Source organism: Pseudomonas sp. V88_4, assembly GCF_029967985.1.
Taxonomy (GTDB): domain Bacteria; phylum Pseudomonadota; class Gammaproteobacteria; order Pseudomonadales; family Pseudomonadaceae; genus Aquipseudomonas; species Aquipseudomonas glycinae.
Genome location: NZ_JASCAF010000031.1, coordinates 87,249 through 108,680, shown reverse-complemented (window position 1 = coordinate 108,680; position 21,432 = coordinate 87,249). Strand labels below are relative to the sequence as shown.

Below are 21,432 nucleotides of genomic sequence, written 5' to 3'. Positions count from 1 at the left end.
CCATCGAATAACTGGTTTTATCCTCGGCCCATGAACATACAGACCGCTGTCCTGCCCCCTCACGCCGAAATGGTTCGCGCCATGCTCGCAAGCGACACCGCCTATGAAGGCGTGTTCTTCACGGCCGTGAAAACCACCGGGATCTTTTGCCGCCCGACCTGCACGGCGCGCAAGCCGAAACCGGAAAACGTCGAGTTCTTCGCCCACGCTGACGATTGCCTGTCCGCCGGTTATCGCGCCTGCTTGCGCTGTAAACCGCTGGACGCTGCGGCCATCGCCCCGGATTGGGTGCAGCAGCTGCTAAAAGCGGTCGACGCCGACCCGGAGCTGCGCTGGAGCGACGCGCAATTGCTCGCCGAAGGCATTGAACCGCTGAAGCTACGGCGCTGGTTCAAACAGCATTTCGGCATGACCTTCCATGCCTGGCTGCGCACCCGCCGACTCGGCGTGGCGCTGGGTGGGATCAAGCAAGGCACGTCCATCGACCACGCCGCGTTCGACTCCGGTTATGAATCCCTCAGTGGTTTTCGCGATGCGTTTCAGAAGTCGTTTCACATCACGCCGGGGCGCGCAGCGGCCAGTGAACCGCTGCTGTTCACCCGCCTGACCACGCCGCTGGGGCCGATGATCGCCATGGCCGAGCGACGCGGACTGGTATTGCTGGAATTTCTCGACCGACCGGCGCTGACCCGCGAAGTTGAAGAATTGCAGAACCGCTACGGCTACGTGGTCGCACCGGGGCAGAACGCGCATTTGCAGCAGATCGACAACGAGCTGGCGCTGTACTTCGCCGGCAAGCTGAGCGAATTCAGCGTGCCGCTGCACCTGCCCGGCAGCGAGTTTGCCCGGCAGGTCTGGAGCGAACTGCGGCAAATCCCTTACGGCCAAACCAGCACCTACGGCGCCGTCGCCGCACGCCTGGGCAAACCCGGCGCCAGCCGAGCGGTGGGGCTGGCCAACGGGCACAATCGGCTGTCGATCGTGGTGCCATGCCATCGGGTGATCGGTGCGGACGGCTCGCTGACCGGCTATGGTGGTGGGCAACCGCGCAAGGCGTTTTTGCTCCGGCTGGAGAACGCCGCCGTGCAGCTCACGCAACAACTGGCTTTCTGAACAACCGACAAGAAGGGATCTCGATGAACGCGCTCGACACTCAGTTTCACCAGTTGCACCACGATGGCCTGCTGATCCTGACCAACGTCGCCGATGCCACCGGCGCGCGGCTGGTCGAACAATTGGGTGGCAAAGCCGTCGCCACCAGCAGCGCCGCCGTCGCCTGGGCGCACGGTTATCCGGACGGCAACACCCTGCCGCTGGGACGCTTGATCAGCACCGTGGAATCGATTGCCCGGGTCATCAAGGTGCCGTTGAGCGTGGACGTCGAAGCCGGTTATTCCGATGACCTCGGCCAGGTCACCGAAGTGATCGATGCGGTCATCGCCGCAGGTGCGGTCGGAATCAATATCGAAGACGGCAGCGGCACGCCGGAACTGCTGGTGCGCAAGATCGAAGTCGCGCGGCAAGTGGCCGAGAAGCGCAATGTGAAGCTGTTCATCAACGCCCGCACCGACGTTTACCTCAAAAGTCTGGTGCCGGCCGAGGATCGTGTCGCCGAAACCCTGCGTCGTGCCGCGCTGTATCAGGCGGCCGGAGCGGATGGACTGTTCGCCGCCGGGGTGACCTCCGCCTACGAAATCGAAGCCATCTGCAAAGGCACGACTTTGCCGGTCAACGTCCTGGGCTTCGCTTGCCTGCCCTCCCCCGAAGAGCTGCAAACCCTCGGCGTGCGCCGCTTGAGCGCTGGTTCCGGGATCGCCGAGTTCATGTACGGCGCAATGGGCTCGCTGGTGAAGCGTTTTCTCGCCAGCGGCAAGCTCGATACCCACGATCTCAAGGCGTTCACCTATGGCGAAGTCAACGGTCTGCTGAAGTAACTCATGCCCGATCCCTACCAACCGGCCAGTGAATTTCTGGCCAGCCTCGACGCCGACTGGCAGCGCCACATCGCTGCGGTAGGCCCCTGCCTGCATCAGCCGCACCCGGCGCGCGATCCCTATGAGTCGCTGGTGCGGGCGATTGCCTATCAGCAACTGCACGCCAAGGCTGGCGATGCGATTGTCGGGCGGCTGGTGGGGTTGTTTCCCGGGCAGACGTTTCCGCGTCCGGAGCAGATTCTGGCGACGGACTTCGATCAATTGCGCGGTTGCGGGTTTTCAGCGGGCAAGATTGCGACGATTCAGGGGATTGCCCAGGCGACCCTGGACGGTGTGGTGCCGGATTACCCGAGCGCGCTGGCGATGGAGGATGAGGCGCTGATCGAGCGGTTGATCAGCCTGCGCGGGGTTGGGCGCTGGACGGTGGAGATGTTGCTGATCTACAGCCTGGAGCGGCCGGATATTCTGCCGGCCGACGATTTTGGAGTGCGCGAAGGGTATCGGCGGTTGAAGGGGCTGGAGGTGCAGCCGACGCGCAAGCAGATGATCGAGATCGGGTTGGCGTGGAGTCCGTTTCGCACCGTGGCGGCGTGGTATTTGTGGCGGGTAGCCAAGCCGTAGAACGCGTTATCGCTCATCGCGAGCAGCACACTCACCCCATCTCTTCTAGGCTGAACCGCACCGACAAAAACAGTGCGGCAGCGGCCTGTGGCTGTTCAGCCCGGAATGGCCGGCGCTGATCCACCCGTTCGCCTCGGCCATCGACACGCCGTTGCCGATGCCGCCGGAACACACTCATCTGATGCTCGGCTCGAAAGCCCCGTGGGTCGAAGTGCAGGCGAGCGCCACGGATCAGCAATTCGAGGTCTACCCGGAAGAATCCATCGCCCAGTGGCACGAACGGCTGAAATTGACCCGGTAGCCGTCCCCAGTCTTCGACAGATTGTTGATCGCGCTCAGAACAGCTCGCTGAACGGGATGAAGCGCAGCGGATCACCGACCCGCAAGGTGCTGTTCTCGGGGATTTCCACCAGTCCATCGGCCCAGGTCGCGCCGAGCAGAACCCCGGAACTCTGGTTCGGATACAGCGCCGCCTGCCCGCCCTCCAGGCGTACCCGCAGGTACTCGCGACGGCTGCCGGGCTTCGGCCAGTCGAAACCGGCGTTGACCGTGAAGCTCAGCGGCATCACCTCTTCCACGCCTTGAATGCGCAGCAGGTACGGGCGCGCCAGCAGGCCGAAGGTCACCAGCGCCGAGGTCGGATTGCCCGGCAGGCCGATCACCGGCACCGAGCCGAAATGCCCGACCGTCAGCGGTTTACCGGGCTTGATCGCGAGTTTCCACAGCAGCGGTTTGCCGTTGTTGCGCAGCACTTGGCCGAGGCAGTCGGCATCGCCGGCAGACACGCCGCCGGTGGTCAGAATCAGATCGGCCGCCACTTGCAGTTGCTCGAGTTTGAGCCGGGTCTGCGCCGGGCGATCGGGCAGAATCCCGGCGTCGATCACTTCGCAACCCAGTTCGCGCAACCAGTGGTCGAGCAAGGTGCGGTTGCTGTTGTAGATGCTGCCGGGACGCAGCGGCTGGCCAGGTTCCACCAGCTCATCACCGGTCGACAGCAACGCCACGCGCGGACGACGCACCACCGGCAAATGAGTCATGCCCTGCCCGGCGGCGACGGCCAGTTCGAACGGGCCGAGGCGTTTGCCGGCGCGCAGCAAGGTGTCGCCGACGCGGTTCTCCTGGCCTTGGGCGCGGATGTTCTGGCCGGCCTTAAGCGGTTGCAGGAAACGTACGCGGCCGTCTTCGAGCACCTCGACGTTTTCCTGCATCTCCACGCAATTGGCACCGGGCGGCAACGGCGCACCCGTGAAAATCCGTGCGCAGGTGCCGGGCAGCAAGGCGTCCGGCGCCATCCCGGCGTAGACCCGCTGTGACACGCTCAACGGCTGGCGATGCAGGTCGGGGAGGTTCAAGGCATAACCGTCCATGGCGCTGTTCGGCCATGGCGGCAGATCGAGTGTGGCGACCAGATCGCTGGCCAGCACCCGCCCGCGCGTTTCGTTGAGCGGCACCGATTCGCTGTCCGGTAGACGTTGTTCATCGGCCATCGCCAACAGTTGGTCGAGGGCGTCCTCGACCGGCATCAACCCCGGCGTGCTCATCCGCGCGGCCCGCAGGCTTGCACCGGTTTGAGGTGCGGAACGAAGTTGCACGGGCGATGACGGTTATCCAGTTGTTCGGCGAGGATGCCTTCCCACGCGGTGCGGCAAGCGCCAGTGGAGCCCGGCAGGCAGCACACCAGCGTGCCGTTGGACAAGCCCGCCAGCGCACGGCTTTGTACGGTCGAGGTGCCGATGTCGAGAATCGAGATGGCGCGGAACAGTTCGCCAAAACCGTCGATCTGCTTGTCCAGCAGGCAAGCCACGGCTTCCGGAGTGCTGTCGCGGCCGGTGAAACCGGTGCCGCCGGTGATCAGCACCACTTGAATGGTGTCGTCGGCGATCCACTGCGCGACCTGGGCGCGGATCTTGTACAGGTCGTCCTTGAGCAGATTGCGCTCGCTCAGGGTGTGGCCGGCCTCCAGCAGACGGCTGACCAGCAACTGGCCGGAGGTATCGCTGGCGTAATCGCGGGTATCGCTGACCGTCAGCACGGCAATATTCAGGGGAACGAACAAGGCATCCGATTTAACACTCATGGCAGTCTCCGGCCGTCGTCAATTCAATGGATGACGAGCCTAAGTGCCGCTTGTGAGGACTGTCTAATCACTCTGGCCAACCAGACTATCGACCTGCTCTATCGGTGAATTTTTTCAGCCCCTCGACCGCTGTCCGGGCCAATGAAACCGGGGGTCATCGAAACCCTCGATAGGCTCGTAAACACTGCCGATTGGACGAAAAAAGCCCTCAATGGGATCGTCGCTCCCTGCGCTTTCCGTGCGCCGTACGCATCTGCGTCAATACTCAATCAAAATTCTCAATCGAGCAGGTGCCGTCGTGGACATCAAACAACTCAAGTTCCTGATCGCGCTGGACGAAACCCGCCACTTCGGCCAGGCCGCCGCGCGCTGCCACATCACCCAGCCGACCCTGTCGATGCGCCTGCGCAATCTGGAAGACGAGCTGGATCTGGTGCTGGTCAATCGCGGTCAGCGCTTCGAAGGTTTCACCCAGGCCGGCGAGCGCGTACTGGCCTGGGCCCGCACATTGCTGGCGGCCCACGACGGGCTGTTTGCCGAAGCTGCAGCCTGCCGCGGGCAACTGGTCGGTAGCCTGCGCCTGGGGCTGGTGCCGCTGAGCAACTTCAATCCGGTCAATTACATTCAGGGTTTGTCCGGGACTTATCCGGAGCTGAAATACAGCCTGTCGTCGCTGAGTTCGGACGAGATCATCGAAGGCCTGGGCAACAATCAGCTGGACCTGGGCGTGTGTTATCTGGACCACGTCAACCCGAACTATTTCGAGTTTTTCGAGATCGGCGAAACCCGCGTCGGCCTGCTCTACGACACCCGCCACTTCCACTTCGAAGGCCCGGAAATGAGCTGGGAAGACGCCGCCGAACTGCCACTGGGAATGATCACCACCGGCATGCACTACCGAAAATCCATCGACCTGAGCTTCCGCAGTCGCGGGTTGAATCCGCAGCCAATCATGGAAAGCGACTCGACCTACCAACTGCTGCAGGCGATTCACCAAGGCTTCTGCTGCTCGATCATGCCGCTGGACAGCGGTCTGGAAGAGCCGATCGAAAACCTGGCCTTCATCAACCTGCCGGATGCCAGCGTGCTCGCGCCGCTGGGGCTGGTGATGCGCAAGACCGAACCGCGCTCGGCGATCGCCGAGAAGTGTTTTGCCGAGGCGCGCAAGATGTTCGGGATCGAGGCGCCAGCCGAATAAATGTGTTGAATGTCAGGTCGCCATCGCTGGCAAGCCAGCTCCCACAGTGATTGAGTTAGTCACAAATTCTGTGTTTGACACGAAACCTTGTGGGAGCTGGCTTGCCAGCGATGAGGCCTTATCAGTCAACACCTATTCTCGGCCTGAAAGCGGTGATCGACCAATCCAATCACTGCATCGGAACAAGCGATTGGACGCACTTTTCCCTGCCCCGTAGCCTGACTCCACTTCAGCGCTTCGGGGATTTTCAGGATGCTGTGCCAAGTTGAACAACTCATCGAGCCGGGCGACGCCAACGCCCCCGCGCCACAACCGGCGCAAGTGGCTTATCGCGAATACCTCGACGACGCGCCGGTGTCCCACGCGGCGCTGGCGGCCGAAATCGCGCTAGCCATCAGCTACAACGGCCTGAATCAGGCGGTGATGATGGTCTCGCCGGGCAACATCGAGGACTTCATTCGCGGCTTCAGCCTGAGCAACGCCATTGTCGACCGCCTCGACGATATCCACGACATCCGCCTGACCCATTTCGACCAGGCCTGCCAGGCCGACGTGCAGATTTCCAGCCGCGCGTTCTGGGCCCTGAAGGATCATCGCCGGCAGATGGCGGGCACCAGCGGCTGCGGCCTCTGCGGCGTGGAAGCCCTTGAGCAGGCGCTGCCGCAACTGGAGATCCTGACGCCGACAGCGTTGCCACCGGCCGCGCATTTCGACGGCATCCGCCAGCGCATCGAGCAGGCCCAGCAACTGGCCCGCAGCAGCGGTGCCCTGCACGCGGCGCTGTACTTCGACGCCGACGGCCAAGCGCTGTTGTGCCGCGAAGACATCGGCCGCCACAACGCCCTCGACAAGCTGATCGGCGCCTTGCAGTTCGAAGGTCTCGATGCGCGTCAGGGCTTCGTCGTGGTCACCAGCCGTTGCAGCCTCGAACTGATCCACAAAGCCGTGCGCGCCCGTCTTGGCACCCTCGTCAGCCTGTCCGCCCCCACCGCGCTGACCGTGCGTTGGGCGCTCAAGCACCACCTGAACCTGATCCACGTCCCGCACCGCAACGCCCCGCGAATCTACAGCCCGATCCAGGAGCCCGCCGCATGAGCAACACCCTCACCCACCTCGACGATCAGGGCCGCGCCAACATGGTCGACGTCAGCGACAAAGCCGCCACCCGCCGCGAAGCCACCGCCCAGGCCTGGGTGCAGATGCGCCCGGAAACCCTGCAAATGATCCAGTCCAACGGCCACCCCAAGGGCGATGTGTTCGCCGTGGCGCGGATCGCCGGGATTCAGGCGGCCAAGCGCACCCACGAGTTGATTCCGCTGTGTCATGCGCTGTTGCTCAGCTCTACCCACGTCGAGCTCAAGGCCTGTGAACCGGACCGTGTGCAAATCACCAGCACCTGCCGCCTCACCGGCCAGACCGGCGTCGAGCTCGAAGCCCTGACCGCCGCCAGCGTCGCCGCTTTGACGATCTATGACATGTGCAAAGCGGTGGACCGGGCGATGGTCATCGGCGACATCCGCCTGCTGAGCAAACAGGGCGGCCGCTCCGGCCACTTTCAATGGGAGAACCCGCAATGATTCTGATCAACTACTTCGCCAGCTACCGTGACCGGCTCAACCTGGGCGGTGAAAAGATTCCGGCCAGCGACACCCTCGCCTGTGTCGAGGACGTGCGGCAGATGCTGATGCAGCGCGGCGATGTCTGGCGTGAAGTGCTCGGCGCCGGCAACCTGATGTGCGCGGTGAATCAGGAGCTGTGTCAGCCGGATCAGGCCATCGAGGATTTCGACGAGATTGCGTTTTTCCCGCCAGTCACGGGAGGTTGAGGCATGGGTGTTCGAGTCCAGCGTAAAGGCTTCGATGCCGGTCAGTTGATTGCCGACCTGCATGCGCGCAATCCACGGATCGGCGCGGTGGTGAATTTCATTGGTTATGTGCGGGATCTGAACGTCGGGCAGTCGGTGACCGAGCTGTTTCTGGAGCATTATCCGGGCATGACCGAGAAGGCCTTGGAGCAGATTGCCGAACAGGCCCGCGAGCGTTGGCCTTTGCTGGCGGTGGAAATTGTGCATCGGGTTGGCGCGCTGTCGGTGAGCGAGCCAATCGTGTTCGTTGGCGTCAGCAGCAAGCATCGGCATGCGGCGTTCGAGGCCTGTGCGTTCATCATGGACGTGCTCAAGACCCGGGCGCCGTTCTGGAAACGTGAGACCACGCCGGAGGGTTCGCATTGGGTCGAGGCGCGGGAGAGTGATCAGAATGCGGCGTTTCGCTGGAGTCTGGCGCATGCCTGACCGGGTACTGTCGAATGCGACAAAAGCCTGATTAGATAGCAGCTCCCGCCGAGTCGAACGTGGAGCCACACTTGAGCCAAACGCCAAAGGACTTGCCCCGTCCTCAACCCATCACCCTGCGCCAGGCCTGGCCTTTCTGGCTGAAACTCGGCTGCATCGGCTTCGGCGGCCCCGCCGGGCAGATCGCGATCATGCATCAGGAACTGGTGGAGCGTCGGCGCTGGATTTCCGAGCGGCGCTTCCTGCATGCGCTCAACTACTGCATGTTGCTGCCCGGCCCGGAGGCCCAGCAACTGGCGACTTACATCGGCTGGCTGCTGCACCGAACCCCTGGCGGCATATTGGCCGGAGCGCTGTTTGTATTGCCTTCGCTACTGATTCTGATCGCTCTGTCGTGGGTCTACATCGCGTTCGGCGACGTGCCGGCGGTGGCCGGGGTGTTTTACGGAATCAAACCGGCGGTGACCGCGATTGTGCTGCACGCGGCCCATCGCATCGGTTCGCGAGCGTTGAAGAACAGTTGGTTATGGGCGATCGCCGGGGCAGCGTTCGTGGCGATTTTTGCCTTCAACCTGCCGTTCCCGCTGATCGTGCTCGGCGCAGCATTGATCGGCTATTTCGGTGGACGCTGGGCGCCGCAGCGGTTCAGCAACGGCGGCCATCGCGGCGGCGAAAAGTCCTTCGGCCCGGCGCTGATCGATGACGACACACCGCCGCCCGAGCATGCGCGGTTCCGATTGCCGAGGCTGCTGCGTCTGCTGCTGATCGGTGCGCTGCTGTGGTGCCTGCCGATGGCGTTGCTGACTGCGCTGTTCGGTTGGGGCGGCACCTTCACGCAGATGGGCTGGTTCTTCACCAAAGCGGCATTGCTCACTTTCGGCGGCGCTTACGCCGTGCTGCCTTACGTGTATCAGGGCGCGGTCGGGCATTACGGCTGGCTGACGCCGACGCAGATGATCGACGGTCTGGCCCTGGGCGAAACCACGCCGGGGCCGCTGATCATGGTGGTGGCGTTTGTCGGGTTCGTCGGCGCCTACGTGCAACCGACGTTCGGCGCGGAACACGCGTTCGCCGCCGGCGCGCTGGCCGCGACGCTGGTGACCTGGTTCACCTTCCTGCCCTCGTTCCTGTTCATCCTCGCCGGCGGGCCGTTGGTGGAGTCGACGCACAACGAACTGAAGTTCACTGCGCCACTGACCGCGATCACCGCAGCGGTGGTCGGGGTGATCCTCAATCTGGCGTGTTTCTTTGCTTACCACGTGTTCTGGCCCAACGGCTTTGCCGGTCAGCCCGATGTGTTCTCGATCGTGCTGGCCCTCATGGCCGCCCTCGCCCTGTTCTTTTTCAAGCGCGGGGTAATCGAGGCGTTGATCGTTTGCGCCCTCGTCGGGCTGGGGTTTTACCTGCTGCGCTGAACCGGGGGGCACGCCACCGCTTGCGGAAACAGGCGTTTACTTGTCCGGGGATTCCCCCTTACTATCCAGCCACACCGGCATGGCGGGACGCTCCCGCCGCCGACGTTTTCCGCCAACGGAAACACGCGTCATGAGCACGTCACTCCAACAATCAGAATCGTTGAACGTCTCTGCACTGTGCGCCCTCCTTCACAGGAGCCGCGCATGAATCGCATCGTCAATCTCCCAATGGCCCTGAGCCGTTCCAAGCTGCGTCACTCCGCACGCCCGCCGGATATCTGCCTGCCCGTCTGATCGCGCCGATAAAAACCGCGACAGCTCCCCCTTTTTTTCGATATCCCTGCCAGGACGCCCGCGCCTTTTGCCGCGCTGCGTCCGGCCCGAATCTGCGCGCCTGTGCGGCGCCATCGTGAGTGATTGATTATGAAATTCGCAGCCATTGAAGACGCCCGTCACTTTCTCGAACAGAACCCCGACATCGACATGATCGAGCTGTTCATCCTCGACGCCAACGGTGTGCCCCGCGGCAAGTTGTTGCACCGCGAAGAACTGCTCGCCGTGTACGAAAGCGGCCGCCCGCTGCCGAGCACCATCCTCGGCCTGACCGTGCATGGCGAAGACGTGGAAAACTCAGGCTTGGTGTGGGACGTCGGCGACATTGACTGCCGCGCCTATCCGTTGGAGGGCAGTCTGGTACGCCTGCCGTGGCGGCAGATTCCGACCGCTGCGGTGCAGGTCAGCATGCATCCGGAACAGGGCATGCCGGCGAGCATTGCCGACCCGCGTCACCTGTTGATCAAGGTCATCGACCGTTTGAAAGCCGAGGGATACCACCCGGTAATGGCCTGCGAGCTGGAGTTCTATCTGCTCGACGCCAAACGCGATCACAACGGTCGCCCGCAACCGGCGCTGGATGCCGACGGTGGTCGACCGAGACACACGCAGGTCTACGGTTTGCGTGAGCTGGAACAGATCGAACCGTTCCTCGCCGACCTCTACAGCGCCTGCAAACTGCACGGCATTCCGGCGCGCACAGCGATCTCGGAATACGCGCCGGGCCAGGTGGAAATCACCCTCGAACACGGCGATGCGCTGGAGGCGATGGACCAGGCGGTGCGCTACAAACGGCTGGTCAAAGCCGTGGCGCACAAGCACGGGATGCAGGCGACGTTCATGGCCAAGCCGTTCGATCATCTGGCTGGCACCGGCATGCACATGCACGTCAGCCTCGCCGACGCCGAGGGACGCAATCTGTTTGCCTCCGAGGACCCGGCCGGCACCCCGCTGCTGCGCACGGCGATTGGCGGGATGCTCGCTTCCCTGCTCGATTCGCTGCTGCTGTTCTGCCCGAACGCCAACTCCTACCGGCGTTTCCAGGCCAACAGTTACGCGCCACTGGCGCCGACCTGGGGCGTCGACAATCGCACCGTCAGCCTGCGCGTGCCCGGCGGCCCGGCCAACACCCGGCACATCGAACACCGCATCTGCGGCGCCGATGCCAACCCGTATCTGGCAGCGGCGGCGATCCTGGCGGGCATTCATCGCGGGATAAAAGAAGACATCGATCCAGGCGAGCCGGTGCAAGGCAACGGTTACGCGCAGGCGAAAGAGCTGCTGCCGACCGACTGGCTGACCTCGCTGACCGCGCTGGAAAACTCGGCGTGGGCACGGGATGCGCTGGGACAGGAATTTCTTGGTGTGTATCTGGCAGTGAAACGTGCGGAATACCGGCAGTTCATGGCCGAAGTGGGTGAGCAGGACTGGCGCTGGTACCTGACCGAAGCTTAAAGATCAAACACTGCACCTGTGGAAGCTGGCTTGCCAGCGATGGCGCCAGCACATCTAGCATTTTTGTTGACTGACCCTCCGCTATCGCTGGCAAGCCAGCTCCCACAGGGTCCGTGCACCGACTCCCGAATCTGGACACTGAAATGACTCAACGCAGCAATTCCTACTACACCGCCACCCTCAACCGCGACACTGACTACCCGACCCTGCAAGGTCGGCACAAAGTCGATGTGGTGATCATCGGTGGCGGTTTCACCGGCGTCGCCACCGCCGTCGAGCTGGCCGAGAAAGGCCTGAAAGTCGCCATCGTCGAAAGCCACAAGATCGGCTGGGGCGCCACCGGGCGCAATGGCGGGCAAGTCACCGGCAGCCTGTCCGGCGACGGCGCGATGCGCAAACAGATGCGCAACACCTTGGGCGATGAGGTCGATGATTTCATCTGGCACCTGCGCTGGCGTGGCCACGAAATCATCCAGCAACGGGTCGAGAAATACGCGATCGATTGCGACCTCAAGCACGGCCACTTGCACGCCGCGTACAAGCCAAGCCACATGACCGGTTTGCGCAGCGACTACGATGAAGCCGTGCGGCGCGGCATGGGTGATGAAGTCAGCCTGCTCGACCGCAGCCAGGTGCGCGATCTGCTGCAAAGCGAGCTCTATCACGGCGCAATCAAGAACACCCGCAACATGCACCTGCACCCGCTCAACCTGTGCATCGGCGAGGCGCGGTCGGCGGAAAGCCTCGGTGCGCTGATCTTCGAAAACAGCGAAGTGCTGGAGATCATTCACGGCGACAGCCCTGGCGTGCGCACCGCCCACGGCCGGATCGACGCCAATCAGGTGCTGCTGGCGGGCGACGTCTACCACAAACTCGAGCCGGGCCAGCTCAAGGGCAAAATCTTCCCGGCCATGGGCGGCATCGTCACCACCGAACCGCTGGGGGATCTGGCCAGACAAATCAACCCTGAAGACCTCGCCGTCTACGACTGCCGCTTCGTCCTCGACTACTACCGCCTCACCGCCGATGGCCGCCTGCTGTTCGGCGGCGGCGCCAACTACAGCGGCAAGGATTCACGGGACATCGCCGGCGAACTGCGCCCGTGTATCGAACAGACCTTCCCGGCGCTCAAAGGGGTGAAGATCGACTATCAGTGGAGCTGCGCGATGGGCATCGTCATCAACCGCATTCCGCAACTGGGCAAGCTCTCGGACAACGTCTGGTATTGCCAGGGCTACTCCGGCCACGGCATCGCCACGACCCACATCATGGGCGAAATCATGAGCCGGGCGATCACCGGCCAGATGCAGCAGTTCGACACGTTTGCCGCGTGCTCGCACATTCGCGTGCCGATGGGGGATCTGCTGGGGAATCCGATGCTGGCGGCGGGCATGTGGTACTACCAGATGCTGGAAAAATTGCGCTGATTGATTCCTCGACCGCGTGCCAGTTTATGCATTGGATCGACTGGCCTCTTCGCGGGCAAGTCGAATCGTCGCACCGCAGCTCCCACAGGGTTTGGGGTGTACCTGCGTTTTGAGTACGCCTCGGACACTGTGGGAGCGAGCTTGCTCGCGAAGAGGCCTTTAAATTCACCACAAAACTCAATCCTGCAGTTGCTCAACCTCAATTCCCAACCGCCGATAATCCTCGACACTCCCCGACGCCACATGCCGCTCGGTGATCAGCGTGTGCAAGCGCTCGCACGGCGCCACCACAAACGGTTCTACCGCGCCGAGCTTGTCCGCCGTGGTCACGGCAATCACCCGCGCAGCACAGTCGAGCAGCGCCTGCTTGACCGGCACTTCATCGAAATGCAGCGAGGTGATGCCCACCTCCGGATGAATCGCGCAGACCCCGGTGATCGCCAGATCCGCCTTGATCCCCGACAGCAGCCGCAGCGCCTCATGACCGCCGGCGGCCATGGTTTTCGGATTGAGCTGCCCGCCCGCCAGAATCACTTTGATGCCCGGGTATTCGGACAACGCGATCGCCGTCATCGGCGATGCTGTGACCGCCGTGAGGCTGATGTCCCTGGGCAACGAGCGCGCCACCTGCAACGAGGTGGAACCCGAGTCGAACATCACCGTCTGCCCGTTCCTGACCTGCTGCGCCGCCAATTGCGCCAGACGAATCTTCACCTCGTCGATCTCGTCCAGCCGGGTGAAGTAATCCTTGCCGGTGTCCTTGGGCCTCGGCAGCGCGCCGCCGTGCACTCGCTGTATCAGCCCGGCGTTGTCCAGCTCGGCGAGATCGCGGCGGATGGTGTCTTCGGACACCGCAAAATGCTGGCTCAACTCGGACGCCATGACCTTGCCGTCTCGTTCGAGGATCAGAAGGATTTTCTGCCGGCGCAGGGAGGGAAGCTCGGATGCGGAATGATCGTGCATGGTTTTGCCTGTTTGTGCTTGTCGTTGCAGGTTTGGCGAGATTAGCCAAGCCGGTCGGTAAACACAACGCAGGTATCAATGGCTTCGATCATTGGAATCACGAAGCCGAATTTTTTCTTTTCACCCCGCCCCAGCAGAATGGCCCCACTTTCAAAAGGACCAGGATGAATACCCCATGAACCTCAATTTCGCATTTGCCTGCATGGTCGTCGTATCGTTTGCCATCGCGCTCGGGCATGCCTGATCGAAATCAATGCTCGATCGGCGGTCATTCCGCAACCACCCGCGCCTTGCGCACGAACAGCGCATGCACCTTGTCCCAGAAATTGCCGCCCAGCACGAAAAAGCTGCCGACGAACATCAAGTCGCCCAGCGCCTGCATCTGCCAGAGGTTGGGCCGTACGCCGGGAAAGAAGTTGTCGAAATACGGTTCCAGAAAGGACGACAGCAGCGGCAGGCAGAACATCACAACGCCTATCTTGTGGCGCAGCGGGCTGACTTCAGCCACCGGGGTCGGAATCACGCCGGAGATATAGTGGCCGATCGTGCGCTTGAGTTCGGCGAACCCGGCCTTGCCCATCACCGCAATCACCAGCAGCAACAGCACTTTATTGCTGATGAACAACACCCCGGTCAGCGCCGCGACTTTCGAGCCCGGCACGTCGAGGGCGGCGGCAATCGGCACCATCAGCCACGAACCGAGCATCAGGCAGATGATTGCCACGCCGACCTTGAATCTCCAACTGGCGCTGGTGGGGGCAAGTGGTTCTTGAGCAGTGTCCATGGCTTCCTACCTTTTTATCCGGGGCGGGGTTCGGTGGCGTTCGCCTGAAAAGCGTAGCAGCTGATTGCTTCCAACAACCCGCAATCTGCGGTCTATGCTCCAGTGACATTTCCCGCTGGGGCCTTCCGGTATGCCTGCAACGCCAGCCCTGCTGATCCGTCCCGGCCACCTGCTGCTGCTCGGTGCGCTGAGCCTTGGCGGCTGCCTGCGGCTGGGCCCGGATTTCCACCCGCCGGCGGAGGCGTGGAGCCAGCGGTGGCAAAGCCCGGCGCTGGAGCAGGCCAGCGAACGCGGGACGGTGCCGGATATGCGCCAGTGGTGGCAGGTGTTTGCCGATCCAGTGCTCGACCGCTTGATCAGCGACGCCGAAGCCCGCAACAGCAGCCTGAAAATCGCCGGCCTGCGGGTCCTTGAAGCCCGCGCGCAACTGGGCATCGCCGACAGCGGTCGCTATCCGCAACTGCAACAGGCCAGCGCCGACAGCCTGTACATCGACCGCCACCAGTCCGGCGGCAACAACCCCCAGGACTTGCACTTTTGGCAGCACAGCGCCGCGTTCGATGTCGGCTGGGAACTGGATTTCTGGGGCCGCTTCAGCCGTGCCATCGAATCCGCCGACGCCAGCTACTTCGCCGCCCAGGCTAACTACGAAGACGCCCTCGTGCTGCTGCGCGCGCAAGTGGCGGACACCTACTTTGCCCTGCGCACCACCGAAGCCCGGCTGCGAGTCGCCCGGGAAAACGCCGCCCAGCAAAAACGCAATTTCGAAATCACCGAAAAACTCTTTCGCAGCGGCCAGACCGCCGAACTCGACCTGCAACAGGCCAGGACCCAATACCTCGGCACCCTGAGCAGCATTCCGGCGTTCGAAGATCAGTTGCTGCGTACCCGCAATGCGCTGGCGGTGCTGGTCGGCCAGCCGCCCGGTGGCGCGGCGTTTCTGGCGGAACAACCGGGGCTGATTCCACTGGTGGATCGCGCCGTGTTGCAGGATGTCCCGGCCAACCTGCTGCTGCGCCGCCCCGATGTGCGCGCGGCGGAGCTGAACGTGGCCGCGCAATCGGCGCTGGTCGGCGTGGCGGAAACCGATCTGTATCCCTCGCTGACCTTGCTCGGCAGCATTGTCTGGTCCAGCGACACCCTCGGCGCCACCCCGCGCAGCCTCGACCTGATCGGCGGCCCGAGCCTGCGCTGGAACCTGTTCGACTACGGCCGCATCCACAACAACATCCGCGTGCAGGATGCGCGCTTGCAGCAACTGATCGAGGCCTATCGCGACAAAGTCCGCCAGGCTGCCCGAGAGGCCGACGATGCCGCCAGCGGCCTGACCAAAGCGCTGGAACGCGAGCGTATTCTCGCCGAGGCCGAAGGTGCGGCGCGGCGCTCGCTGGTGCTGGCCAACACCCAATATCGCGAAGGCTATTCGGATTTTCAGCGGGTGCTCGACGCCCAGCGTGCGCTGCTGGAGCTACAGGACAACTATCTGGTCAGCCGCAGCAACGCCGTGAGCAACCTGATCGCGCTTTACCGCGCCGTGGGCGGCGGCTGGCAAAGCGCCGGGCCGCAGATTGATTCAACGACCCGGCAGCAAATGCAGCAACGCACCGACTGGGGCGATCTGCTGAGCGCCCCGCCGCCCCAACCAACCTATCCGATTCCCTCGCAGGTAGACCGCCATGAGTGATGAAGCGCCGCCGGATCCGGCGAAAAAAGGCATCCGCTGGGTGCTGCTGGTGATTGTGCTGAGCCTGGTCTGGTATCTGCTGGCCGACCGCTTTACGCCTTATACCCAGCAGGCGCGGGTCGGCGCGTTCGTGATCCCGGTGGCGGCGGAAGTCGCGGGGCGGGTGATCAAGGTCAATGTGCGCAACAATCAGGACGTGCAGGCCGGCGATATCCTCTTCGAGCTTGATCCACAACCGCTGCAAATCGCCGTCGACCGGGCCCGCGCCGATCTGGAAAACACCCGGCGCACGGTCGGCGCCAGCACCGCCGGCATCGCGTCGGCCCAGGCATCGTTGCGTGCCGCGCAAGCCAATGAACTCAAAACGCGCCAGGACAATCGACGGCTTGAAGGCTTGTACAAAGAAGATCCGGGCACGGTTTCGGTTCGGCTGCTGGAAGTGTCCCGGGCCAACCACGAGGCCGCGGTCAGCCAGGTCGCCGCCGCGCGAGCCGAAGTGCTGCGTGCGCAGGAGCAGGAAGGCGGCAACACCGACACCAACGCCAAACTGCTCAGCGCTGCCGCCACACTGGCGAAGGCCGAACTGGATCTGGCCAACACCCGCATCGGCGCGCGCTCGGCGGGACTGATCACCGACCTGCGTACCGATGTCGGCCAGTTCGCCGCTGTCGGCAGTCCGGTGATGACGCTGATCACGATCCAGGATGTGTGGGTCAGCGCTGACCTCACCGAGAACAACCTCGGCCGGATCAAGCCCGGCACGCCGGTGTCGATCATCCTCGACGCCCTGCCCGGCGAAGTGCTCGACGGCCGGGTGCGCAGCGTCGGTTATGGCGTCAGCGTCGGCCAGACGCCGCCGCCCGGCACCCTGCCGACGATTCAGAACAGCCGCGACTGGCTGCGTCCGGCGCAGCGTTTTCCGGTGATCATCGAGTTCAGCGAAGAGGCGAAAAAGCGTCTGTTCGAGAGTCGGTCGATTCGCGCCGGCGGGCAGGCGGAGGTCATGGCGTTTCCGAGCGAGGGCAATCTGCTCAATCCACTCGGGCGGATGTTTGTCTGGTTGATGAGTTGGCTGTCGTATGCCTATTAAGCGCAGCGTCCCGGCGCAACGGGCCTTGCGCCTGGCGTGCGGCACGGCGTTGTGCACCGCCGCCAGTTACGGCCTCGCTCTGCCGCTGTCGTTCCTGTCGCCGGTGCTCGCGGTGTTGCTGCTGGCCAGCATGCCTCGGCCGTTGCCAGTCAAAATGGCGCTGGTGCTAACGTTGGTCGCGGCGTTCACCACCAGTCTCGGGCTGTTGCTGGTGCCGTTGCTGCGTTATTACCCGGTATGCGGCGTGCTGCTGATCGGTGTCGGGCTGTTTCTGGTGTTCACTTACGGCTTGCGCGGCGGCAACGTGCTGATCATGACCTTTCTGGTGATCGGCATGACCATGATCTCCGCCGCCGGTTTCGCTTCGTTCGAGCTGGCGATGGCAGTGATCGGCGCGCTGGTCAAAGGCCTGTTGCTGGCCGTCATCATCGTCGGCCTGAGCCACGTCCTGTTCCCGGAACCGGCCAACAGCCCCGCGCCACCACCTGCTCCCGCCCTGCCCGCCGAAGACGTGCCCCGCGTAGCGATGCGCGCAACATTGATCGTACTGCCGACCTTCCTGCTGGTGCTGATCGACCCGGCCAGCTACCTGCCGATCATCCTCAAAGCCGTCAGCCTCGGCCAGCAAAGCACCACCACCCGCACGCATCACGCCGGGCGCGAACTGCTCGGCTCGACCTTGCTCGGCGGGCTGCTGGCGGTGCTGTTCTGGTGTGCGTTGAGTCTGTTCGTGCACCTGTGGATGTTCTTTCTGTGGATGCTGCTGTTCGGGTTGTTCGTGGCGCGCAAACTCTATCGGTTGCACCCGACGCAACTCACCCCGGGGTTCTGGCTCAACACCCTGATCACCATGATCATCCTGCTCGGCCAGTCGGTGGAGGACAGTGCAGCGGGCAAGGACGTCTACACCGCGTTCGCGGTGCGCATGGGGTTGTTCATTCTGGTAACACTCTACAGCGGCGTGATGATGCACCTGCTCGTCGCGCACCGGGAAAGCCGTCAGGGTGTGACCTGATAACCCCGCCCTTGCAGGCAACCAGTGTAGGCGCTTGAACTGGCTGAAGCATCGGTCCGCCGCTGCTCGCGCCGATCCTGCCGCTGCCGCGCACCGCCGACTACCGCACCGGCGGCAGCCGTGTCTTTGGCTCGGTTCTGGCGATAATCCTGCTTGCGGTCATCGCCCACGGCTTCGTAGAACTCGTCGTGCTGACGACCGCGCACTTCAGCGGCGGTGGCGCCGGCAGCGGCTCCCACTGCGGCGCCCTTCAACCGACCGCCGGCCTGGGGTGTCGACGTGGTTGAGGTGGACGCGATGGAATGGCATTCGTTGATGTCGATCTGGGTTTGCTGGGAAGTCTGGCCCTTGAGCGGGACGACGGATTCAGCGCTGGCCTGTGTGGCGCACAGGCACGCTGCGATGAACAGTGAATGGCGGAACATGATGACCTCCGACGCGGCGGGGTTGCCTGTGGGGCGGGGTAATCTGGGAGTGTAGTTCACGGGGTTCACAACTCCGGGCGAACGCATCAATGGTTCGCACCCCGCTTGTTGGGTACCATCCCGGCACGCCAATCTCTTTGTGTCCCCCATCCCGATGAATCTACTTAGCCGAATCAAGGCTTTCGTGAAACCCGCAAGCCGAAAGCTTTTTGCCGGTTACAGCGAGAAAGCACTCAAGACCCGATTCGCCTTACCGTTACCAAGCGCCAGCCTGCCGAAACTATCGACGGTGGCATCTGTAGAAGCGTCCGGGATCAATGCTTATTACATCTCCCTTCTGATGGTCGCCGATGACCTTTGCAAGTTTCAGCGACTGGTGGAATCACATTTCCAAAAGATCGACGAGCGCAGATTCAAAGACCTGACCATTTTTGAATACGAAGATGTCACGAAGCAGGAGCTGTTGATTTACTTCCCCTCCACCACCGAGTTCAACGCGCTGACCATTCGTATCTTGACCAACAGCGTCGAGTTTCTGAGTAGCCTTGGAAATCAGACCTTTTGCGTGCCTCCGCCCTGGATCGCCTTCGACGGTTACCCCGCGTCGTGGTGGGGCGGCAATATGCAGGGCACGCAGGGTTTCTATAACGACAACTACTTTCTTCCGTATTTCATCCGACTCGGTGACGCTGAGAAACAAGCGTACTTTGCAAGATTCCAAGCCCCTACCGAGTGGATCGAGCAGTTGACGCTGATGTATGCCGACGAATGTTGAACCCAGAAGGAAAGCCATTCACGTCTCCGGTCAGACGTCTTCCCGCACCCGCCGAACCTGCACCAACAACGCCGGCGCGAAGTGCAACACCACCATCCGCGCCAGATGGTGAGTGAGGATAAACACCACATTCAACCCGCCGGCGAACGCCACAATCGCGATGGTTTCAATCGCCCCCGGCATGTACGCCAGCCACAGCGACAACGCATCGCTGCCCAGCAACCGTGCCGCCGCCAATGCAAAAACCGCCGCGACCAGAATCATCAAACCCACCGATACCAACGCCGTGCGGCCATGACGTCCCAGTTCCGCGAGGCCCAATCCCTGAAAACGGGAGCCGATCCGCACACCGAGAATCAGCGCCGCCAGATTCAGGCTCCAGTCCGGCATGTGAAAGCCCTGCAGCCATCCTGATTTCACAAACACGGCGGTGATGATGATTGCCGTCAACATGAACGGCGCCGGCACGCCAACGGCCAGCAACAAACGCCCGACCACCACGCTCAAACCAATCACCGACAATACTGTCAGCGCCATGCCCGTCGACAGTGTATCGACCTCGGCCACCGCAACCGATGCCGTTCCGGGAATCAGCAAACTCACCAGCACCGTGATCAGCAGCAGGCGCATCAAGTGCACGATGATCACCTTGCTCGACGCCTGATGCGATTCCAGCAAATCGAACACCGCCGCCAGCGCGCCCGGATACACGGCCAGCAAGGCATCCGTGCGATTCCACCCCGCACCGCGCGACAGCCACCAGGCGGCCAGCGCCACTTGCACTGCCAGGCACAACAGCAAGACGCCGAGGCTCGGCAACATCGTGGAGACGGTCGCACTGTCCCACGCTTCAAACATCAACCCGGTAGCGATGCCCAGCGTGACCTGGATGTAGCCCAGTCCATAGGGCGTCGCTGGCGCGAATTTGAATTTGGTGACGACCAGTGCCGTCACAAGAATAGAGCCCAGCAGCAAACCGTGGGGCACGCCTTCGAACTGCAACACTGCGCCGAAGCCGGCAGCAATCAACAAACACAGAATGGATTTCATGGTCGCCTTCCTGGCTATTCAAGGTGCTTTTCAGTTAGGTCAGGCGCGCAACCGTCCAATCGCCCGCCGATATTTTTCGATCCGCTCCAGATCCTCCCAGCTCGGCGAGGCAATCCGCGACAGGTCGCTGTTCTCTTCCAGATCCGCCAGCTTCACCACCCGCCCGATCGGGTTCTGCGCCGCGCGCTCGACGAAGTCCTCGTAGGATTCGCCGGGCACTTTGGTCACCGATTCGATGGCCGACAAAACGGCTTCGCTGAAACCTTCCTTGCGCAAATCCTCCAGGCTGATGCCGCAGTCCTCGACCACATCGTGCAACACCGCGACGATGCGCTCTTCCAGGCTGCTCATGCGCAACATGACCTTCAGCGGATGCAAAATATACGGCGCACCGCCCTTGTCCACCTGCCCCGCGTGGGCCGTGGCGGCAATCGCGATGGCGCGTTCCAGTGTCTGAGTCATGGGGGGTTCCTCGGGTCAGACGCCGTACCGGCCGCCAATATAGAAGTGGCGCTTGAACCAGCGCCCAATCGCCTGCAAACGCCCGGTGGGCTGCGCCGGCTCGGCATAGCGCTGAAGGATCAGCGAGACCAGATCAGCCTGACTCTCCCCCGAATGCGCGTCCATCAATTCGGCCACCCAGGCACAACAGGACTTCTTCAAATGCTCACGCCACTCACCGGGCCAACCATCCAGCTCATCCAGCGCCAACCACCGCGCACCACCCTGCTCGACATGCCCACCGCCAATCGATTGCTCGAAGCAAAACGGCGTTGCCGGGCGGGACAGGTCGATGCTGAAGATGTAGATGTCCTGGGTCTTGTGCTGCGGCGTGGGGGCGTTGTTGCGGCTGCCGATTTGAATCATGCGCGGTTCCGTCCGTGGGAGAGGCGTTA

General features: G+C 62.8%; 23 protein-coding genes and 1 pseudogene. 16 read left to right on the top strand and 8 right to left on the bottom strand.

What is annotated here, in order from left to right; all coding sequences use genetic code 11:
• The first annotated feature begins 30 nt into the window (after nt 1-30).
• From QLG12_RS10330 to QLG12_RS10315, 4 genes and pseudogenes are all read left to right on the top strand, one after another.
• On the top strand, nt 31-1,113 hold the full coding sequence (locus QLG12_RS10330) for a methylated-DNA--[protein]-cysteine S-methyltransferase (RefSeq protein WP_282474432.1): 1,083 nt from the start codon (nt 31-33) through the stop codon (nt 1,111-1,113).
• A 23-nt stretch (nt 1,114-1,136) separates the two neighbouring features.
• Entirely contained in the window at nt 1,137-1,934 is a 798-nt protein-coding gene (locus QLG12_RS10325; protein WP_282474431.1) for an isocitrate lyase/phosphoenolpyruvate mutase family protein, read from the top strand.
• A 3-nt stretch (nt 1,935-1,937) separates the two neighbouring features.
• Complete coding sequence (locus tag QLG12_RS10320; protein ID WP_282474430.1) at nt 1,938-2,555, top strand: DNA-3-methyladenine glycosylase; 618 nt, start codon at nt 1,938-1,940, stop codon at nt 2,553-2,555.
• A gap of 73 nt (nt 2,556-2,628) precedes the next feature.
• A pseudogene (locus tag QLG12_RS10315) lies at nt 2,629-2,856 on the top strand (GFA family protein); the annotation flags it as partial.
• A 34-nt stretch (nt 2,857-2,890) separates the two neighbouring features.
• Here the strand turns inward: QLG12_RS10315 and glp are convergent.
• Together glp and moaB are read right to left on the bottom strand one after the other, a co-directional pair.
• Nucleotides 2,891-4,096 carry a gephyrin-like molybdotransferase Glp gene (glp, locus tag QLG12_RS10310; protein WP_282474435.1) on the bottom strand — a complete coding sequence of 402 codons (1,206 nt, stop codon included), beginning with the start codon at nt 4,094-4,096 and terminating at the stop codon, nt 2,891-2,893.
• Nucleotides 4,093-4,632: a molybdenum cofactor biosynthesis protein B gene (gene moaB / locus QLG12_RS10305; RefSeq protein ID WP_179695525.1), complete on the bottom strand. Its 540-nt coding sequence runs from the start codon at nt 4,630-4,632 to the stop codon at nt 4,093-4,095. Before moaB ends, glp begins: the two co-directional genes overlap by 4 nt.
• A 298-nt stretch (nt 4,633-4,930) precedes the next feature.
• On the opposite strand from moaB, the gene QLG12_RS10300 reads away from it, so the two are divergent.
• The 8 genes from QLG12_RS10300 to QLG12_RS10265 all read left to right on the top strand — a co-directional run bounded on the left by QLG12_RS10300 (nt 4,931) and on the right by QLG12_RS10265 (nt 12,750).
• Nucleotides 4,931-5,830, top strand: coding sequence for a LysR family transcriptional regulator (locus QLG12_RS10300; RefSeq protein WP_236194571.1), 900 nt, complete (start codon nt 4,931-4,933; stop codon nt 5,828-5,830).
• 252 nt (nt 5,831-6,082) lie between these two features.
• Entirely contained in the window at nt 6,083-6,925 is an 843-nt protein-coding gene (gene fdhD / locus QLG12_RS10295; protein ID WP_282474429.1) for a formate dehydrogenase accessory sulfurtransferase FdhD, read from the top strand.
• Nucleotides 6,922-7,407, top strand: a complete 486-nt coding sequence (gene moaC / locus QLG12_RS10290) for a cyclic pyranopterin monophosphate synthase MoaC (RefSeq protein ID WP_197871161.1) — start codon at nt 6,922-6,924, stop codon at nt 7,405-7,407. Before fdhD ends, moaC begins: the two co-directional genes overlap by 4 nt.
• Nucleotides 7,404-7,655: a MoaD/ThiS family protein gene (locus QLG12_RS10285; protein ID WP_007957033.1), complete on the top strand. Its 252-nt coding sequence runs from the start codon at nt 7,404-7,406 to the stop codon at nt 7,653-7,655. Before moaC ends, QLG12_RS10285 begins: the two co-directional genes overlap by 4 nt.
• Nucleotides 7,656-7,658: 3 nt before the next feature.
• A complete protein-coding gene (gene moaE / locus QLG12_RS10280; RefSeq protein WP_197871159.1) occupies nt 7,659-8,120 on the top strand; it encodes a molybdopterin synthase catalytic subunit MoaE in 462 nt (153 codons plus the stop codon).
• A 71-nt stretch (nt 8,121-8,191) separates the two neighbouring features.
• A complete protein-coding gene (chrA, locus tag QLG12_RS10275) occupies nt 8,192-9,535 on the top strand; it encodes a chromate efflux transporter (protein WP_282474428.1) in 1,344 nt (447 codons plus the stop codon).
• Between the two features lie 423 nt (nt 9,536-9,958).
• Nucleotides 9,959-11,323: a glutamine synthetase family protein gene (locus QLG12_RS10270; RefSeq protein WP_236194566.1), complete on the top strand. Its 1,365-nt coding sequence runs from the start codon at nt 9,959-9,961 to the stop codon at nt 11,321-11,323.
• Nucleotides 11,324-11,466: 143 nt separating this feature from the next.
• On the top strand, nt 11,467-12,750 hold the full coding sequence (locus QLG12_RS10265; RefSeq protein ID WP_282474427.1) for an FAD-binding oxidoreductase: 1,284 nt from the start codon (nt 11,467-11,469) through the stop codon (nt 12,748-12,750).
• A 177-nt stretch (nt 12,751-12,927) separates the two neighbouring features.
• Here QLG12_RS10265 and QLG12_RS10260 read toward each other — a convergent pair whose 3' ends face one another.
• Together QLG12_RS10260 and QLG12_RS10255 are read right to left on the bottom strand one after the other, a co-directional pair.
• Nucleotides 12,928-13,713, bottom strand: a complete 786-nt coding sequence (locus tag QLG12_RS10260) for a DeoR/GlpR family DNA-binding transcription regulator (RefSeq protein WP_197871151.1) — start codon at nt 13,711-13,713, stop codon at nt 12,928-12,930.
• Between the two features lie 268 nt (nt 13,714-13,981).
• Nucleotides 13,982-14,497, bottom strand: coding sequence for a transporter suffix domain-containing protein (locus QLG12_RS10255; protein WP_085748294.1), 516 nt, complete (start codon nt 14,495-14,497; stop codon nt 13,982-13,984).
• 130 nt (nt 14,498-14,627) lie between these two features.
• Here QLG12_RS10255 and QLG12_RS10250 point away from each other — a divergent pair, with 130 nt between their 5' ends.
• From QLG12_RS10250 to QLG12_RS10240, 3 genes are read left to right on the top strand one after another with little or no spacing between them, the layout of a single operon-like run.
• Nucleotides 14,628-16,181: a TolC family protein gene (locus tag QLG12_RS10250; protein WP_282474426.1), complete on the top strand. Its 1,554-nt coding sequence runs from the start codon at nt 14,628-14,630 to the stop codon at nt 16,179-16,181.
• Complete coding sequence (locus tag QLG12_RS10245; protein ID WP_282474425.1) at nt 16,174-17,271, top strand: HlyD family secretion protein; 1,098 nt, start codon at nt 16,174-16,176, stop codon at nt 17,269-17,271. Before QLG12_RS10250 ends, QLG12_RS10245 begins: the two co-directional genes overlap by 8 nt.
• Nucleotides 17,261-18,286, top strand: coding sequence for a DUF2955 domain-containing protein (locus QLG12_RS10240; RefSeq protein ID WP_197871145.1), 1,026 nt, complete (start codon nt 17,261-17,263; stop codon nt 18,284-18,286). The genes QLG12_RS10245 and QLG12_RS10240 overlap by 11 nt, the downstream gene beginning before the upstream one ends.
• Here QLG12_RS10240 and QLG12_RS10235 read toward each other — a convergent pair.
• Nucleotides 18,271-18,711 (bottom strand): YMGG-like glycine zipper-containing protein, encoded by a 441-nt coding sequence (locus QLG12_RS10235; protein ID WP_197871143.1) that lies wholly within the window; start codon nt 18,709-18,711, stop codon nt 18,271-18,273. The two genes, QLG12_RS10240 and QLG12_RS10235, sit on opposite strands and share 16 nt — an antisense overlap.
• A 184-nt stretch (nt 18,712-18,895) precedes the next feature.
• On the opposite strand from QLG12_RS10235, the gene QLG12_RS10230 reads away from it, so the two are divergent.
• Entirely contained in the window at nt 18,896-19,486 is a 591-nt protein-coding gene (locus QLG12_RS10230; RefSeq protein WP_282474424.1) for a hypothetical protein, read from the top strand.
• A 30-nt stretch (nt 19,487-19,516) separates the two neighbouring features.
• On the opposite strand, the gene QLG12_RS10225 is transcribed toward QLG12_RS10230, so the two are convergent.
• From QLG12_RS10225 to QLG12_RS10215, 3 genes are read right to left on the bottom strand one after another with little or no spacing between them, the layout of a single operon-like run.
• Complete coding sequence (locus tag QLG12_RS10225) at nt 19,517-20,536, bottom strand: AbrB family transcriptional regulator (protein ID WP_282474423.1); 1,020 nt, start codon at nt 20,534-20,536, stop codon at nt 19,517-19,519.
• A gap of 39 nt (nt 20,537-20,575) precedes the next feature.
• Complete coding sequence (locus QLG12_RS10220; protein ID WP_064382327.1) at nt 20,576-20,998, bottom strand: HD domain-containing protein; 423 nt, start codon at nt 20,996-20,998, stop codon at nt 20,576-20,578.
• Nucleotides 20,999-21,013: 15 nt separating this feature from the next.
• Nucleotides 21,014-21,403 carry a hypothetical protein gene (locus tag QLG12_RS10215; protein WP_282474422.1) on the bottom strand — a complete coding sequence of 130 codons (390 nt, stop codon included), beginning with the start codon at nt 21,401-21,403 and terminating at the stop codon, nt 21,014-21,016.
• Between the last annotated feature and the right edge of the window lie 29 nt (nt 21,404-21,432).